The 16,818-nt window shown below is 32.7% G+C and carries 17 protein-coding genes and 1 rRNA gene; all 18 read right to left on the bottom strand.

Going from position 1 to position 16,818, the window contains the following annotated elements; genetic code table 11:
• Positions 1-26: 26 nt before the first annotated feature.
• The gene (locus tag PHD84_06880; GenBank protein MDD5637521.1) at positions 27-1,286 is read right to left on the bottom strand and encodes an adenosylhomocysteinase; all 1,260 of its coding nucleotides are present in this window, start codon (positions 1,284-1,286) and stop codon (positions 27-29) included.
• A 38-nt stretch (positions 1,287-1,324) separates the two neighbouring features.
• Complete coding sequence (locus tag PHD84_06875; GenBank protein MDD5637520.1) at positions 1,325-1,963, bottom strand: MBL fold metallo-hydrolase; 639 nt, start codon at positions 1,961-1,963, stop codon at positions 1,325-1,327.
• A gap of 37 nt (positions 1,964-2,000) precedes the next feature.
• The gene (gene dtd, locus PHD84_06870; GenBank protein ID MDD5637519.1) at positions 2,001-2,447 is read right to left on the bottom strand and encodes a D-aminoacyl-tRNA deacylase; all 447 of its coding nucleotides are present in this window, start codon (positions 2,445-2,447) and stop codon (positions 2,001-2,003) included.
• 20 nt (positions 2,448-2,467) lie between these two features.
• Complete coding sequence (locus PHD84_06865) at positions 2,468-4,609, bottom strand: bifunctional (p)ppGpp synthetase/guanosine-3',5'-bis(diphosphate) 3'-pyrophosphohydrolase (GenBank protein MDD5637518.1); 2,142 nt, start codon at positions 4,607-4,609, stop codon at positions 2,468-2,470.
• A gap of 508 nt (positions 4,610-5,117) precedes the next feature.
• Positions 5,118-5,636, bottom strand: a complete 519-nt coding sequence (locus PHD84_06860; GenBank protein ID MDD5637517.1) for an adenine phosphoribosyltransferase — start codon at positions 5,634-5,636, stop codon at positions 5,118-5,120.
• Between the two features lie 43 nt (positions 5,637-5,679).
• Positions 5,680-6,654: a protein translocase subunit SecF gene (gene secF, locus PHD84_06855; GenBank protein MDD5637516.1), complete on the bottom strand. Its 975-nt coding sequence runs from the start codon at positions 6,652-6,654 to the stop codon at positions 5,680-5,682.
• 23 nt (positions 6,655-6,677) lie between these two features.
• Entirely contained in the window at positions 6,678-7,868 is a 1,191-nt protein-coding gene (gene secD / locus PHD84_06850; GenBank protein MDD5637515.1) for a protein translocase subunit SecD, read from the bottom strand.
• Between the two features lie 462 nt (positions 7,869-8,330).
• Positions 8,331-8,594, bottom strand: coding sequence for a preprotein translocase subunit YajC (gene yajC, locus PHD84_06845; protein MDD5637514.1), 264 nt, complete (start codon positions 8,592-8,594; stop codon positions 8,331-8,333).
• Between the two features lie 91 nt (positions 8,595-8,685).
• The gene (tgt, locus tag PHD84_06840) at positions 8,686-9,840 is read right to left on the bottom strand and encodes a tRNA guanosine(34) transglycosylase Tgt (GenBank protein MDD5637513.1); all 1,155 of its coding nucleotides are present in this window, start codon (positions 9,838-9,840) and stop codon (positions 8,686-8,688) included.
• A 151-nt stretch (positions 9,841-9,991) separates the two neighbouring features.
• Positions 9,992-11,014, bottom strand: coding sequence for a tRNA preQ1(34) S-adenosylmethionine ribosyltransferase-isomerase QueA (gene queA, locus PHD84_06835; protein ID MDD5637512.1), 1,023 nt, complete (start codon positions 11,012-11,014; stop codon positions 9,992-9,994).
• Between the two features lie 20 nt (positions 11,015-11,034).
• The gene (locus PHD84_06830) at positions 11,035-12,441 is read right to left on the bottom strand and encodes a SpoIID/LytB domain-containing protein (protein MDD5637511.1); all 1,407 of its coding nucleotides are present in this window, start codon (positions 12,439-12,441) and stop codon (positions 11,035-11,037) included.
• Positions 12,442-12,491: 50 nt separating this feature from the next.
• Entirely contained in the window at positions 12,492-12,713 is a 222-nt protein-coding gene (locus PHD84_06825; GenBank protein MDD5637510.1) for a DUF2905 domain-containing protein, read from the bottom strand.
• An 18-nt stretch (positions 12,714-12,731) separates the two neighbouring features.
• On the bottom strand, positions 12,732-13,766 hold the full coding sequence (ruvB, locus tag PHD84_06820; protein MDD5637509.1) for a Holliday junction branch migration DNA helicase RuvB: 1,035 nt from the start codon (positions 13,764-13,766) through the stop codon (positions 12,732-12,734).
• A gap of 127 nt (positions 13,767-13,893) precedes the next feature.
• Positions 13,894-14,481 carry a Holliday junction branch migration protein RuvA gene (gene ruvA / locus PHD84_06815; GenBank protein ID MDD5637508.1) on the bottom strand — a complete coding sequence of 196 codons (588 nt, stop codon included), beginning with the start codon at positions 14,479-14,481 and terminating at the stop codon, positions 13,894-13,896.
• A 94-nt stretch (positions 14,482-14,575) separates the two neighbouring features.
• The gene (ruvC, locus tag PHD84_06810) at positions 14,576-15,052 is read right to left on the bottom strand and encodes a crossover junction endodeoxyribonuclease RuvC (GenBank protein ID MDD5637507.1); all 477 of its coding nucleotides are present in this window, start codon (positions 15,050-15,052) and stop codon (positions 14,576-14,578) included.
• Between the two features lie 9 nt (positions 15,053-15,061).
• The gene (locus PHD84_06805; GenBank protein ID MDD5637506.1) at positions 15,062-15,811 is read right to left on the bottom strand and encodes a YebC/PmpR family DNA-binding transcriptional regulator; all 750 of its coding nucleotides are present in this window, start codon (positions 15,809-15,811) and stop codon (positions 15,062-15,064) included.
• Between the two features lie 134 nt (positions 15,812-15,945).
• The gene (gene nadE, locus PHD84_06800; GenBank protein ID MDD5637505.1) at positions 15,946-16,698 is read right to left on the bottom strand and encodes an NAD(+) synthase; all 753 of its coding nucleotides are present in this window, start codon (positions 16,696-16,698) and stop codon (positions 15,946-15,948) included.
• Between the two features lie 19 nt (positions 16,699-16,717).
• A 5S ribosomal RNA gene (gene rrf, locus PHD84_06795) occupies positions 16,718-16,818 on the bottom strand; the annotation flags it as partial.

Below are 16,818 nucleotides of genomic sequence, written 5' to 3'. Positions count from 1 at the left end.
GTTCAATTTTAATTAAAATCAAATAATTATGTACCTTCCTGCCAGCTATTTAAATACCTTTTTTGCTCAGCAGTAAGTTTATCAATTTCAATTCCCATACTTCTCAATTTTAATAAGGCAATCTGCTTATCGATATCCTCTGGAACAGTATAAACCTTTTTAGATAAGGAACCACTTTCTTTAAGTATATATTCAATTGATAAGGCCTGATTTGCAAAGCTCATATCCATAACGCTGGCTGGATGGCCTTCAGCTGCAGCGAGATTCAATAATCTACCCTCAACTAATAAGAATAATCTTTTTTGGTCATCAAAAATATATGAAACCACTCCATTTCTGGCTACTTCTTTTCTTAAAGCTAACTCTTCTAAAGCAGGAATATCGATTTCCACATTAAAATGTCCTGCATTGGCCAAAATAGATCCATCTTTCATCACTAAAAATTCGTTTCTGCTGATAACGTTTTTGTTGCCGGTTAAAGTAATAAATATATCCCCTATTTTAGCTGCCTCATAAATAGTACTTACCTGAAATCCATCCATAACTGCTTCCAAAGCTTTTAATGGATCAATTTCAGTAATAATCACTCTGGCTCCCATTCCCCTGGCTTTATTCGCCAATCCTCGAGCACACCAACCATAACCACATATTACCATTACTTTGCCTGCTAATAGGATATTAGTCGCTCTTAATAAACCGTCTATTGTGCTCTGTCCCGTTCCATATCTATTATCAAAAAGATGTTTCGTCAAAGCATCATTCACAGCAATAATAGGATATTGTAAAACACCTTCTTTTTCCATACTTCTTAAACGTATAACACCAGTAGTAGTTTCCTCAGTACCACCAATAATCCTGGTCATCAGTTCTTTTCTACTATTGTGAACCATAGTAACCAAATCAGCCCCATCATCCATAGTTATATGTGGTTTACAATCCAATGTACTGCTTATATGAGAGTAATAGCCCTTCTGGTCAATACCCCTTATTGCAAAAACCGAAATTTGAAAATCTTGCACTAATGATGCTGCAACATCATCCTGTGTACTTAGAGGATTAGAGGCACATAAAACTGGGTTAGCCCCACCTTCTTTTAAGGTTATCATTAAATTGGCAGTTTCAGTGGTTACATGCAGACAGGCAGCAATATTAATATTTTTTAATGGTTTTTCCTTTTTAAAACGTCTTTTAATGGTTTCCAATACCGGCATTTGGTTTAGTGCCCATTTTATCCTTTTCAAACCCGTTTCAGCGAGATTAATATCTTTTATATCATATGGTAACATATCTTTCTCCTTATTAATTTCATTTGATATCATTCTTACTATAACCATTGATTATTCTGTAATTCCTGTTTTATAGTTGTAGCAGACCCATGACCAGGCAATACCTCACAGAAACCATCAAAAGCAAAGAGTTTTTCTTTAATAGATTTTATTATATCAGAGATAGATCCTCCCGGAAGATCAGTACGTCCAATACCATCCTTAAATAGGGTATCGCCTGTGAATATCATATTATCTACCTTAATAGAAATACTTCCTGGAGAATGACCGGGAGTATGAATGATAAAAAGATTAAGAAAGCCTAAACTTATATTCATTCCATCTTCCAGATACTCATCCGATGGAGGAGATTGAACAGGTATGCCGGTATAAAAAGAAAAATTCTTTTTAGAATCTATCAGCATATTCTCATCCAACATATGTATCAATAATTTTGCGGAATATTTTTCTTTTAATAATTTATTCCCACCGATATGATCAGCATGACCATGAGTATTAATAATATACTTTAACTGAAATTCATTATCTTTTATTAACTTTAAAAGAACCCTGCTTTCTTCAGCTGGGTCAATAATTGCTGCCTCTTTAGTTTTGGTACATCCAATAATATAGCAATTGGTAGCTAGTGCACCCAGGACTATTCTCTTTAAATAAAAATCTACCTTGCTCTTATTCATAAGATCTTCCTTTCCAATCTTTCCGGTATTACTTATTTTACAACTCAGCACTATCTAAAATAATAGTAACCGGCCCTTCATTAATTAATTCAACCTGCATCATTGCTTGAAATTGTCCGGTTTGAACAGAAATGTTATCATTTTTTAAGCACTGTACATAATGTTGATAAAGTAAATCGGCTTTTTCCGGTAAAGCAGCATCAATAAAACTTGGCCTTCTCCCTTTCTTACAGTTTCCATAAAGGGTAAATTGTGATACTACTAAGGCCTCACCTTGTATGTCTAATAAAGATAAATTCATCTTACCCTCTTTATCACTAAAGATTCGTAAATTTACTGTTTTTTTGGCCAGTAATTCTGCTTCTTTTTCAGTGTCATCATTTTTTACACCCAATAAAACCAACATGCCACATTCAATTTGAGCTATTTTCTCATTCTCCACTCTTACTAAAGCTTTGCTCACCCTCTGGATTATTGCCTTCATAAGCTACTCCTCTCCATTTTTTAATCTCCTTCCATTCTTTTTACTTCTTTTACAGCTTTTAGACTTCTCAGGCGAGCCATGATTTCCTTTAAATGATCAAGCGTGCTAACTTCAATGGTTAGGTGAATTATAGCAATGTTGTTTTTATTAGCTACCCCATTGATATATTTAATTCCCGCTTTATAATTGGAAATTATCATTGAAACATCTGAAATTAAACTTTTTCTATCTACTGATACAATTTTAATGTTTACTGGAAAATAAGTATCCTCTGTTTCATACCATTCAGCGTTAATAAACCTTTCTTCTTCCTGAGAAAAATTTTTTAGATTGGGGCATTCGACCCGATGAATAGTAACTCCTCTTCCTCTGGTAATATAACCAATGATATCATCACCAGGAACAGGGTGACAACACTTAGCAAATCGTATTAAAATATTGTCTACTCCATCAATTTTTACTCCCTTCTCAACTCTTTTCTCTTTAACTACCTCTTCTTTAACCTGGATTCCCTTTTTTTTCTCCTGTGGTAAAAGTTTATTAATCAATTGAGTGGGATTCAATTTTTTATAGCCAATTGCCTCAAATAAAGAATCGGGATCGGTATAGCCCATAGGTTGGCAAATACCAGCAAGTTTTTTTTCAAACTCCGAATTCCAGGGAACTCTCAATTTTTCTAATTCCCTTAATATCAATGTTTTCCCCTTTTCTATATTTTCTGCTCGAAACTCCTTCTTAAACCAGGCCTTGATTCTGGTTTTAGCACCAGAGGTTTGAACAAATTTTAACCAATCTCTACTTGGTCCAGCAGAGGTTTTTGATGTTATTATCTCTACAATATCCCCACTTTTTAATTTACGGTCAAGAGGTACTATTTTATTATTAACCTTTGCCCCCACACAATGATGACCAATTTCGGTATGTATGGAATAGGCAAAGTCCACCGGAGTGGAACCCAGAGGTAATATTTTTACATCTCCTTTAGGAGTAAAAGTATATACTTCGTATTGTAACAGATCAATTTTTAGATTCTCCATAAATTCACGTGGATCTTTTAACTCCGTTTGCCAATCCAGTATTTGTCTTAACCAGGTTAATCTTTCTTCAAATTTACTATTCTTTAAAAAATCCCCTTTTTCTTTATATTTCCAATGTGCAGCAATTCCATATTCAGCTGTTCGATGCATTTCTTCTGTTCTAATCTGTACTTCTAATGGTTCACCTTCAGAAGTTATAACAGTAGTATGTAAAGATTGGTACATATTTGATTTTGGCATAGCGATATAATCTTTAAATCTTCCAGGCATGGGTTTCCAGATGGAATGGAGAAGACCTAAGGAGGCATAACAATCTGTGATGGTGTTACATACGATTCTAATAGCCATCAAATCAAAAATTTGAAAAAAATCTTTATCCTGCTCTTCCATCTTTTTATAGATACTATAAATATTTTTTGGTCTACCCTGTATTCTGGCTTTAATGCCAAACTTCTGTAATTCTTCTTCCATTCTCTTTTTAACAAATTCAATATATTGTTCTCTCTCAGCTCTACTTCTAGCAACTTTTTTAGCTAATTCACTATATTTTTTAGGATCTAAATTAAGAAGTGAGTAATCTTCTAATTCCCACTTTACTCGATATAAACCCAATCTATTAGCAATAGGAATATAAATATCTAATGTTTCACGGGCCTTTTTCAAACGCTTGGGAGCTGGCATATATTTTAAAGTACGCATATTATTTAGCCTATCAGCTAATTTAATTAGAATAACCCTGATGTCTTCAGCAATCGCCAAAAACATTTTTCGGAAATTTTCTGCCTGTCTTTCTTCCTTGGTCCTAAAAGAAATCTTACTTAACTTGGTTACTCCATTGACCAGCATTGCTACTTCTTCTCCAAAAACATCGCTTATTTCCTCCAGATTTACATGTGTATCCTCTACAACATCATGTAACAAACCGGCTACAATAGTGATAATATCCATATTTAAATCTGCCAATATATCAGCTACCTCTAAAGGATGGGATAAATATGGTTGACCGGAATATCTTTTCTGATTCTGGTGGGCTCCCTGGGAAAAGGTATAGGCTTTCCAAAGAAAATCAATGTCTGCTTCTGGATTATAAGATTTAATTTTATCAATTAAAGTTTCAATTTTAATAGGTTTATCTATTTTGAGTACCTCTTTAATAGGATATAGTATACCATATATAATATTGTGTGCTTCTTAGGGTGCATGGCAGTATTATTTACTAATTAATTATTAGTAATTTATTTCTTGTCACTCAAACTCTTTCTGAAAGAAAAACTTAAATTAGCAAATAGTTTTATTATAAAACAATAGAAAATACTTTATCATACTTAAAAATACATTTTTTTGGATTTTTATAATCTATCTCAGGATTGTCAGGGGAGCCATCTCTTCTATAACTTCTCTAACTATTTTTTTAATCTATGAAGATTTTCTCTAAAATTTTACCTATCAATCCTGTTAGATTAGCATCTATGGTTTTTAAAGAATACCCCTTAATCAAGGCATCTGAATTTCTGAAATTTTGATAATATCAAATAATGAAAATATTTATTGATATACTCTTTTGAAATGTTTTAGGATGATGAGAACGGATAAATTAACTTTCTATCTTATATTAATATTAACATTTTATATATTATAAATTATACTTTACCAGAGAAAATATTTCATATCCCTTTAACTTTTCTCTTCCGTTTAGCATTTCCAACTCAATAATGAAATCAGCTCCTACAACTATACCATTTAGTTTTTCAATAAGTTGAAAAACAGCCAGGGTTGTGCCTCCAGTAGCAAGTAAGTCATCTATTACCATGATGCGACTGCCTTTTTGAAATGCATCTTTATGGATTTCTAATACATTTTCTCCATATTCTAATTGATAAGTAATTTTCTCAACCTCATATGGGAGCCTACCTCCTTTACGAATGGGTATAAATCCTATCTGTAAATTATAGGAAACTGGAGCACCAATAATAAAACCACGCGCTTCAATGCCAGCAATAAAATCAATTTTTAAATTTTTACAGTGTTGGGTAATCTGGTCAATGCAATACCGGTAAGCATCTTTATCTTTTAGTAATGTGGTAATATCCTTAAATTGTATCCCTTTAACCGGGAAATCCGGTATATTTCTAATTCTATTTCTTAAATCCATTCGGCTTCATCCTCCTGATATTAGAATTGACTAACTAAATTTTTTATTGCCGTTTCTCTTTTTTCACCTTTTTACTTTTAACTTTTTTAGTAATTTTAACCTCCTGCTCTCTAACTCTTTGGTTGGTTGAGGGTATGGTCTTGGTTGATACTTTACCTCTTTTCTTTAATTCTAAAAGTAAAGGACCAGCAATACAAATAGATGAATAGGTTCCGACAGTTATACCAACTAATAAAACAAAAGCAAAGTCGGATAATGTACCGCCAAAGAAATATAATGCTAACACTGGTAATAAAGTAGTAAGAGCGGTATTAATGGTTCTACTTAACGATTGATTTATACTCAAATCAATTACCTCCTCCAGAGGTGAGTGTAACTTTAACTTTAGATTTTCTCTCAATCTATCAAAGATTACAATAGTATTATTTAAAGAATAACCCACAATGGTCAGTATAGCAGCTATGATAGGTATAGTTATTTCCTTTTGTAAGATAGAAATGATCCCTAGAGCTATTAAGACATCATGCCCCAAAGCTATAATAGAAGTAATGGCATATCTGAATTGAAACCTAATTGTGATATATAAAATAATACCAATAAAAGCAAAGATAATTGCCAGAACAGCTAAACGTTTTAGACTCTCACCAATAACCGGTCCAACCATTTCTACTCTCAATACCTCAAAAGGTCCAATTTTATGTTCGATTGTCTCTAATATGTTCTGTCTTTCTTGAAGTCCTATTTGGGCTGTCCTGACTACAAATTCATTATCAGATAATAATTGAATAGTACTACTGGCAAGATTTATTTCTCCTAATACATTTCTAATTTCGGCAACGGTAATGTTTTCCTGATTAAATTCCAGTTGTATCAGTGTACCTCCAGCAAAATCTATGCCAAAATTAAATCCTAGAAATAATAAAGAAATTATACCTATTAAAATTATTAGGCCAGAAATTATATAAAATATTTTTCTACGAGAAACAAATTGAATATTTGTATCTTTAATTATATCCATCAAAAATCCTCCAATATACAATATTAAACTAAAGCGTTCTTAGAAAAGTGCTGCCCTATTAATTCTAGAATCAACTTAGTTACTACAATTGCGGTAAACATACTAACTACAATACCAATACTTAAAGTAACGGCAAATCCTCTAATGGGACCACTGCCAAAATAAAGAAGAGCAATTGCCGCAATTAATGTAGTAACATTGGAATCGAAAATCGTTCTGAATGCCTTAGAAAAGCCAGCTTCAATAGAAGCCCTGAATGTTTTATCCATTTGTAATTCTTCTTTTATTCTCTCAAATATCAATATATTGGCATCTACTGCCATTCCAATAGTTAGAATAATACCAGCTATACCTGGCAAGGTTAAGGTGGCATTCAATATTGCCATCGCTCCCATTATTAGTAGCATACATATTGATAATGCCAGATCAGCAATAAGGCCGAATCCTTTATAGAAAATAACCATAAATATGAGTATCAAACTTAAACCTATAATTCCCGCTTTTAAACTGCGGTTAATAGAGTCTCTTCCCAGAGTCGGTCCAACCGAACGGTTTTCTAAAATTCTAACCTCTACTGGCAGAGCACCACTTCTCAGTAATAATGCCAATCTCTGTGCTTCCTCTACAGTGAACTGACCTACAATAGAAGCTTCCCCACTGGGAATTGGCTCTTGTACTACAGGAGTTGAAATTTCCTGTCCATCGAGAGTAATAGCCAATATTTTCCCTACATTTCTAACTGTAGCCTGTTCAAACAATTTTGCTCCTTCTTCATCGAACTCAAGTATAACATTGGGTCTACCAAATCGATCAAAAGATGTTTGAGCATTCTTCAAGTAAGCTCCGGTTAACAATGTTTCACCGCTTTCATCTTTAAATTCCAATAAAGCAGTCTTGCCAATAAGGTTCTCTGCCTCCTGGGGATCATCCATCCCGGGCAACTGTACTAGAATTCTTCTTTCTCCCTGACGTTGTATGATTGGCTCTTTCACTCCTTCCGGATTAATTCGATTGGTAATAATTTCTATTACTCTGTTCACTGCATCACTATCGACTGGTGCATTTGGTGAATCAACGCATTCTAAAACAATATGAGAACCACCCTGTAAGTCAAGACCCAGATTAATATTTTTATCTAAAGGAAAGACATAAAACAGGGCAATTCCTATAACCAGAATAATAAATGCTAATCTTAATATTCTTAACTGTTTCATATTTAAATAACTCCTCTAAACATAAGGGTAGTTATTACCCTTAATTTTATAATTTTCTTTGATAATATTCTTTAATTTATTCTCTTTGTACTTTGATATTAAATATTTTTAATTAGTGACCAATATACTGTATAGGTTGTAAATTAAATGAGCTTTGAATACAGAGCTTCAATTAATAATTTTTATCGATATATATGACTTATTGTCTATAGTTAACTATTTTTTAATTAATAATGATGCAGAAAAGTTGCTCTTTAAAGTAAAAGAAAATATTTCTGGTAATACAAAACCATATGATTATAATATCAAAGAAATTCTCCTGTCAATTTATTTGACATCTATCATGCTCTGACCATAAAAATATTTGATTACTTTTTCTAATTTAATAAGGAAAGCAAAATAAGAAGAAGGGCAGGTTTTAAACCTGCCCTTAAGTCCTTCCCTTCAGTTATTCCTGGGGTTTTAGTTTTCTCTTCTTGAACCAATAGCGTTTCTAGTAGTATTTATTTTAACATCTTTAGAAATTTCCAAAGTAAATACATCGCCTTTTATTTCTCTGATAATACCAAAAATCCCACCGATAGTAATTACTTTATCCCCTACTTTCAAGCTATCTAACATTTCTTTATGTTTTTTCTGCCTTTGTTGTTGAGGACGAATCAGAATAAAATAAAAAATGGCAAATATTATTATTAAAGGTAAAAATTGCTGAATTCCTTGATTCATTTATTAAATCCACACCTTTCTTTTTTTAATTCCTTTAAATTATACCTAATTAATTAGTTTTTATCAAATATTTTAAGATTCTATTTCTAAATTAATATATTATGTTTATTTTATTTTTAGTTTTTTTCTCTTGAACTAAATAATTATCATAAAATATTTTCTGAAAAGATTCTAGATTGTCTTCTAAAATCGCCTTTCTTAATTCTTTCATCAGTTGATTCATGAAATATAGATTATGAATTGTTCCTAAAATTGGAGCTAACATCTCTTTAGCTATATAAAGGTGGCGTAAATAAGCACGAGTAAAATTCTGACAGGTATAACATTGACAATATTGGTCAAGTGGATTAAGGTCTTCTTTATATATAGCATTAGTAATGGATATTTTCCCATTACGAGTAAAGAGACAGCCGTTTCTCCCATTTCTGGTCGGCAATACACAATCAAATAGATCGATTCCTCTAATAACTCCCTCTATAACTGATTCAGGTGCTCCCACTCCCATTAAATATCTTGGTTTTTCTGCTGGTAATAACGGGACTATAGTGTCCAATATTTCATACATTAAGGAATTTGGTTCTCCTACGCTCAGTCCACCTAAAGCATATCCTGGAAAATCCAGTTCAATTAACCTGAAGGTATTTTCCTTGCGAATATCCTGAAAAAGACCACCCTGGATAATTCCAAATAAAGACTGATCCTTTTGATTATGATACTTCCGGCAATCCTTTGCCCATTTATAGGTCCGTTCAGCTGCTAGCTTTGTTTCAAATTTATTTGACGGATAGGGTGCACATTGATCAAAAACCATGGCAATATCAGAACCTAAAGCCATCTGAATTTCCATCGCTTTTTCTGGATTAATAAAATGTCTTGATCCATCAATATAAGATTGAAATGTAACTCCATCATCGTTAATTTTATTTATTTTACCTAAGCTAAATACCTGAAATCCTCCACTATCGGTTAGAATTGCTTTATCCCAACCCATAAATTGGTGTAATCCACCACATTTTAAAATAAGCTGATGTCCAGGTCTTAAAAAGAGATGATAAGCATTGCATAATATTATAGAAAATCCCAGATCACTTATTTCTTTAGGTAAAATTCCTTTAATAGTAGCCTGAGTCCCTACGGGCATAAATACTGGAGTTTCAACGATACCATGTGCAGTCTTAATAATTCCCAGTCTCGCTTTATTATTAATTTTATTTATCTCTTTAATAACCTTAAATTCAATAGACATTTTTATTTTTCACCCAATATGTTCATCGATATTTCTTTATTCCTGGATCTTCGCAAAAAAATCCAAGTTAACACATCTTAATTTTTAAGCAAAACTGTTTCATCTAATCATTGCTAATAAAAAGAAGGCAGCATTGTTAGTATAATAAAAATTAAATAATAAACATTGAGTCTCCAAAACTATAAAAACGATAGTTTTCCTGCATAGCCACCTGATAAGCTTTAAAAAGAAACTCTTTTCCAGCAAAGGCAGATGCTAACATTAGCGGTGTAGATCGTGGCAGATGGAAATTTGTAATTAAAGCATTAATTACCTTAAAACAATAACCCGGATAAATGAATAAACTAGTCCAACGTGTACCTTCCGTAATTCTATCATTGATAAAAGCAGATTCCAGAGCACGGGTGACAGATGTTCCCACTCCTACAATCCTACGTTTTTCCAAAAGAGCTTGGTTAATGGCTTTGGCATTTTCAGAAGTTATGGTATACAATTCTTCTTTCATCCTATGTTGTTCAACATGGCTAACTTTTACTAATTCAAAAGTTCCTCTTCCGATATGTAAGGTTAAATAAATTATCTCAATTCCTTTTTTCTTAATCTTAGTTAAAAGTTCTTTAGTAAAATGAATACCTGCAGTAGGTGCTGCTATGGAACCTTCCCTTCGACTATAAACTGTTTGATAACAAGTAGGATTTTTCAGTTCTTTCTTAATATAAGGCGGGATTGGAACTTTACCTATTTTCTGCAAAATTTCTTGAAAATTTCCTTCGGTCTTCATATCAAGAACGAAAACTCCCTGTTCTTCGTCCTTGCTAATAACCATAGCTTCTAACTGTGAAGTAAATATTATTTCAGTTCCAGGAGAAGCTTTCCTGCCAGGTTTTAATAAAGCCTGCCAGCGATAATCAGACAGGGAATTAAGGAGTAAAGCTTCAACTTTTCCACCAGTTTCCTTCTTATAACCAAATAAACGAGCAGGAACTACCTTGCTATCATTTAAAACTAGCAAATCGTCCGGTTTCAGGTAATCAATAATCTGAAAAAAATTCTTATGCTTAATCTTTTCATCTTTTCTATCAAGAACCATTAATCTGCTTTTGTCTCTCTGTACCAGTGGCTCCTGGGCAATAAAACAATTTGATAAATTATAATCAAATATAGTAATATCCATTAGAGGCCTCAAAAAATCTTTTAGTATAACCTGGTTAATTGGATTCCCTGGTAATAATATTTTAAAATTTCTTCATAACTGAATCCCAGTGTAGCCATTCCATAAGCTCCCCACTGAGAAAGCCCAACCCCATGTCCACTACCTTTACCTTTAAAAATAACGACTAAATTACCGGATTCTTGAATCTCTTCTATAACTGCTGATAATGGGATGTCTTTTGGTTCTGTTAATTTTTTTGGTCGATTTAATAACTCAATTAATTCTGTAATGGTAAAATCTCTATCTTCCTTAAGAATATCACTCACTGTTTTTTGAGGATTCTCATCTGTTTTTTTTACTATCTCGGGATTACTCTTTTCGGACTTTACTTCTATTTTGTTACCACCCTTTCTTTCCACATTAAATAGTGAACTTCTAATCAAATTAGGGCCTATCATTAATCTAAAATCGTTAGCCTTAAGAGCAATCTTTTTCCCATTATCTCCCACAATATCTATAGCTTTTACTCTACCGGTTTCTGTTTTTTTACTTATAATAATATCTTCAATATGATTTAATTGCCAACCCTTCTCCAATATTTTTGCTAAAAATTCCTTTTCTGTAATGGAGTAGCTCCAATGATGATTAGGTGGTGAGACAATAGATTCATATTCTGAAGGAACACTTCTCAAATAGGGAACATAACCGCCCCATACATCTTCACAATTTTCTGTATAACCACCGCTATCAGAATGATAAACTGCATTAATAGGTTGCCCCTCATATACTGCAACGATACCCCTGGTATTATTTACTGCTTGATTAGTGGAAGGATGTTCAGACAAAACACCACCATATTCCTGACTGCTAGTCGTAGCACAGATATTATAACCCTGATCAATATATTTATCCATATTGGAGAGAGCAAAAGTTCTAGCAGCAATAGCCTGGGCTTTTAGCACTTCAGCAGGCCAATTTGGTGATATTTCTTTCTTTAAAACTCCATAGAGATATTTTTCTAATTCCACTACATTTATAACATTCAGAAGCGAATTATTTACATTAATTTCAATTTCACCTCTATATTTTTTATCTTCTACCTGAACAAAACCTTCACCTGCTGGTATCACCTTAATACCCTTATTAACATTGAAAGAATTGTTATTAATTTTTATCCCTTGTGGTTGGGCAACTACTTTCAATGATTGGTTATCTTTTTGAATCAATAAGCTTTTTCCAGTAGGTATTTCATAAATCTGTAATCCCTTGTCACCTTTCAAGTTAATCTCTTTATAATCAATAAATATTCCTACTCTTAAAACGGGAATTGCTGCCATTGTCTTTAGATTAATCACTAAAAAAATAATTACGATGATAAAAATGCATTTAGACTGCAGGTAAAATCTGGGATTTTTACTTTTTTGAATATTGTTCAATAATTGTTTCATTAAACCTACTCCATTTACTTTAATCTATCTTGATACAGAACAAATATAAATTACCTAAAAATTCGTAAGAGAAATGTTAATAAGATACTTATTAGAATGCACAATCCTAATGGGAAATAAAATACAAAATATTTTTTGCGAATCAAGATATCACCTGGTAAGCGAAAAGAAAAAGAAGTGAATTTATCCAATAATAAGAAAAGTACGCCAACAACTAATATCATTATTCCAGTTATAATTAGTATTTTAGCAATAGCATTCAGGTTATTCATCTTCTTTTGGATTCTCCTTTAGAATAGTGTTGAATTATCATCTCCAGTTAACTTATATTTTTGCTGGTAAAAATAGCGATAAGCCATTTCGGTTGTTTTTCTTCCTTGAGGAGTTCTGGTTAAAAATCCTTTCTGTAAAAGATAAGGTTCATGTACATCACATATCGTTTCTTTATCTTCATTTAAGGAGGCTGCCAGAGTTCCCAGCCCCACCGGTCCACCCTTAAATTTATCCATTATAGTTAAAAGTAAACGCTTATCAATTTCGCATAAACCCTGGTCATCAATTCCCATATTTTTCAGAGCAAAAAAAGCTATTTCGTTACTTATAACTCCCATCCCCTCAATCTGGGCATAATCACGGACTCTTTTTAATAATCTATTGGCTATTCTGGGTGTTCCCCGAGAACGCTTGGCAATTTCCCTGGAAGCAGCTTCTTCTACCTTGATTCCCAGAATAGTGGATGAACGGGTAATAATCTGATGAAGCTCTTCCTCATTATAATATCCAATTCGAGAGATTACGCCAAAACGACTTCTTAGAGGTGAAGTTATGAGACCGGTCCTGGTAGTAGCTCCTATCAAAGTAAATTTTGATAAACCAATACGTATTGATCGAGCACTAGGACCTTTACCAATCAGAATATCCAGAGCAAAGTCTTCTAATGCGGGATATAAGATTTCTTCAACAGCTCTATTAAGGCGGTGTATTTCATCAATAAACAAAATATCTTTCTCTTTGAGATTAGTTAAAATAGCTGCCAGATCGCCTGCTCTTTCAATAACTGGGCCAGAAGTCATTTTAATATTTACTCCCATTTCTCTGGCAATTATATTAGCTAATGTTGTTTTTCCCAATCCAGGTGGTCCATATAGTAAGATATGATCTATCGGCTCATTTCTTTTAAGAGCAGCTTTGATATAAATAGAAAGATTGTTCTTTACATTCTGTTGACCAATAAAATGCATTAATTTTTGCGGCCTTAAATTTACTTCAGAATCTGAACCTTCTGTTTTTAAATCTTTTTCAATTAAATCTTCTTTTTTATTCATAATTGAATAACTCTATCTCGTAGTTCATTTAAAATATTTCTAACTATGATAAAAAATTCCTTGTTATTAATCCTTATTCAATTTGTGCTTTATAAAAATATTAATATTAATACCAAAAAATATCGACCTACTTTTTTAAAGCTTCTTTTATTAAATCTTCAATTTTATGTGAGCTTTGATTTGATATTTTCTCCAGAACCTTTAAAATTCTTTGTTTTGCTTCTCTCTCAGAATAACCTAAACCCTTCAAAGCTTCAATGCCTTCGTTTACAATATCTTGCTTCCCTTCTTTAACTATCAGATCCTGTTCAATATGATACTGCTTAAATTTCTCCTTTAACTCCAGGATTATCTTTTTAGCTAATTTTAGACCGATACCCGATATACTGCTTATGGTGGTTAAATTTTCTGACAGAACAGCAAATTGAAAACGTTCCGGTCCCATATCAGAGATTATATTCAATGCTACCTTAGGTCCAATTCCAGGTGTATCAATTAACATTTTAAAAAAATTTCGTTCATTCTTGTTTGAAAAACCATATAAAGCAATACGATCTTCCCTCACATATAAATAGGTATATATAGTCTGAGGAAATTCATTAATATCAAAATTATTACTTGACGGAATATGAACTAAATAACCAACTCCATTTACATTAATAACAAGTGAGCCGAGCTCTATTGATTCCAACTTTCCTGTTAAAGAAGATATCATAATACTTATCCTCACCAGAGATATATAAAACCAAAACCCTCAAAATACCTCTTCCTATTTGAATTTGTTTTTATTAAAACTTACTAGTATCATTTTAATATGAATACCTGTTGTGAATATGGCAAATGGCTACCGCCAGAGCATCTGCAGCATGCTCAGAATTAGGTTTTTGTGATAATTTTAATAAGACCTTAACCATTTCCTGTACCTGATTTTTGGTGGCTCTGCCATAACCAACAACAGATTGCTTTATCTGTAAAGGGGTATAAACAAAAAAATCAATTCCGGCTAAGGTAGCAGTTAATGCTACTGCTCCTACAACCTTTCCTACATTGAGTGCACTTCTGGTATTTTTACTAAAAAATATCTCCTCAAGAACTATTTCTTGAGGAGAATAAGTTTTAATAAGATCATCTATCTCTAAATGTATTTTTTTTATCTTCTCAGTTAAGGTTTCGCTTATATTATTAACAATACATCCATATTTGATAGCTCTTATTTTATCTTTTTGAATTTCAACTAATCCATAGCCAGTATGGTTAAGACCTGGATCAATACCTAAAATAACCAAATTCTTCCCCTATCCTGCTGTAAGTTCTTCAATGATTTTATCATCAATATTGAAATTAGCATATACATTTTGTACATCATCATGATCTTCTAATTGCTCCATCAGATTTAACATTTGTTCTGCTTTTTTCCCTTCTAAATCTACAGTGGTCTGGGGAATCATAGTAATTTCCGCTAGGGAGTATTCTACCTGATTTTTTTCCAATAATTTCTTAAATTTTTCAAATTCGGTAGGAGATAAAGTAACTTCAACATTTTTTTCATCAATCTCAATATCATCTACCTCTACTTCTAAGGCTAAATCAAGTATCTTATCCTGGTCTACTTTCGCTCTATCGAATAAGAAATAAGCCTTTTGAAAAAAAATCCAGGCAACACAGCCAGAAGAACCAAGATTTCCTCCATGTTTGGAAAAAATTCTCCTTATTTCGGAAACAGTTCTGTTCCGATTATCGGTGAGTACTTTTACTAGTACAGCTACCCCACCAGGCCCATAACCTTCATATATAACTTCTTCATATGATACTCCATCAATCTCACCAGTACCTCTTTTTATTGCTCGTTCAACAGTATCATTAGGCATATTATTTTCTCTAGCTAATTGTATGGCATTTCGTAAGTCAGAATTTGTTTCCGGATCGGAACCATGTCGTGCTGCAACAGAAATAAGTCGATTAATTTTACCAAATAATTTACCCCTCTCAGCATCAGCTTTACCTTTTTTTCTCTTAATGGTACTCCATTTAGAATGTCCTGACATAAGGTTTTCCCCTTTAAAGTTTTTTTTATTTTAGCATATAAAAAAAACCGTTTCAATCACTGAATATATTGTAAATAATTTAGTAATAGATTTTTCTTTGATTTATTTGTTATTTGAAGTATGTACCCCATAGATTAAAATTTTGGGGCAGAAGGTATATTTCGTTTATGAACACTTAATCTTTTCATTCTTTTAATAGCTTTTTCTATCTCCTGATCCTGTAATTTCCCATATTTAAGAAAATAATCTAATTGTTCATAGCTAAAACCCATTTCTTGTTCATCAGTCTGATTTTTCCATAAACCCGCTGAAGGAGTTTTGGAAATTATACTTTGAGGTATTGCTAAAAATTTAGCTATTTCAAAGATCTCGCTTTTTAAAATATTTCCTAAAGGAAGAATATCAACGCCACCATCACCATATTTAGTGAAATAACCAATAGAAATTTCACTTTTGTTTCCTGTTCCCACAACTAAATACCCAAGCATACTGGCAAAATAATAAAGTACTATCATTCTTAATCTTGGTTTAATGTTAGCTCTGGCTATTTTATTATCATAAGTGGTATCAATATCAATATGCGACAATAACTGTTGATATATTTGGGTAAGATCAATATTTCGGTAATCTATATGATATTCTTCAATAATACTCATTGCGTCATGGATATCATTATCACTGCTCTCACAAGGCAATATTAAAGCCATAGTATTTTCAGGAAAAGCTTTCTGACACAAAACAGCAACAACAGCTGAATCTATTCCACCACTCAAACCGTAAATAACACCTTTTTTTCCGGCTACCTGCACCCTTTTTTTAATCCAGATGATTATCTTTTCAACACGTTTCTGTATTAATTTTACTTTTGATGGTATATTTTTTTCCATGTCCCCTCCAATAAAAAATTCCCGGCAGTATCCTACTCTCCCGCAGAAAAGACTGCAGTACCATCGGCGCTGGAGGGCTTAACTTCTGTGTTCGGTATGGGAACAGGTGGTTCCCCTCCG

It is taken from the genome of Atribacterota bacterium (assembly GCA_028717805.1).
GTDB lineage: Bacteria > Atribacterota > Phoenicimicrobiia > Phoenicimicrobiales > Stramentimicrobiaceae > Stramentimicrobium.
The sequence above is the reverse complement of the archived record's forward strand: the minus strand, read 5'-3'. Positions and strand labels throughout refer to the sequence as shown.

Excerpts from the sequence above, each read along its gene's own strand:
- PHD84_06880 (MDD5637521.1), bottom strand. The coding sequence starts at position 1,286 with ATGTTACCATATGATATAAAAGATATTAATCTCGCTGAAACGGGTTTG.
- PHD84_06875 (MDD5637520.1), bottom strand. The coding sequence starts at position 1,963 with ATGAATAAGAGCAAGGTAGATTTTTATTTAAAGAGAATAGTCCTGGGT.
- dtd (MDD5637519.1), bottom strand. The coding sequence starts at position 2,447 with ATGAAGGCAATAATCCAGAGGGTGAGCAAAGCTTTAGTAAGAGTGGAG.
- PHD84_06860 (MDD5637517.1), bottom strand. The coding sequence starts at position 5,636 with ATGGATTTAAGAAATAGAATTAGAAATATACCGGATTTCCCGGTTAAA.
- secF (MDD5637516.1), bottom strand. The coding sequence starts at position 6,654 with ATGGATATAATTAAAGATACAAATATTCAATTTGTTTCTCGTAGAAAA.
- secD (MDD5637515.1), bottom strand. The coding sequence starts at position 7,868 with ATGAAACAGTTAAGAATATTAAGATTAGCATTTATTATTCTGGTTATA.
- yajC (MDD5637514.1), bottom strand. The coding sequence starts at position 8,594 with ATGAATCAAGGAATTCAGCAATTTTTACCTTTAATAATAATATTTGCC.
- tgt (MDD5637513.1), bottom strand. The coding sequence starts at position 9,840 with ATGTCTATTGAATTTAAGGTTATTAAAGAGATAAATAAAATTAATAAT.
- queA (MDD5637512.1), bottom strand. The coding sequence starts at position 11,014 with ATGGATATTACTATATTTGATTATAATTTATCAAATTGTTTTATTGCC.
- PHD84_06830 (MDD5637511.1), bottom strand. The coding sequence starts at position 12,441 with ATGAAACAATTATTGAACAATATTCAAAAAAGTAAAAATCCCAGATTT.
- PHD84_06825 (MDD5637510.1), bottom strand. The coding sequence starts at position 12,713 with ATGAATAACCTGAATGCTATTGCTAAAATACTAATTATAACTGGAATA.
- ruvB (MDD5637509.1), bottom strand. The coding sequence starts at position 13,766 with ATGAATAAAAAAGAAGATTTAATTGAAAAAGATTTAAAAACAGAAGGT.
- ruvA (MDD5637508.1), bottom strand. The coding sequence starts at position 14,481 with ATGATATCTTCTTTAACAGGAAAGTTGGAATCAATAGAGCTCGGCTCA.
- PHD84_06805 (MDD5637506.1), bottom strand. The coding sequence starts at position 15,811 with ATGTCAGGACATTCTAAATGGAGTACCATTAAGAGAAAAAAAGGTAAA.
- nadE (MDD5637505.1), bottom strand. The coding sequence starts at position 16,698 with ATGGAAAAAAATATACCATCAAAAGTAAAATTAATACAGAAACGTGTT.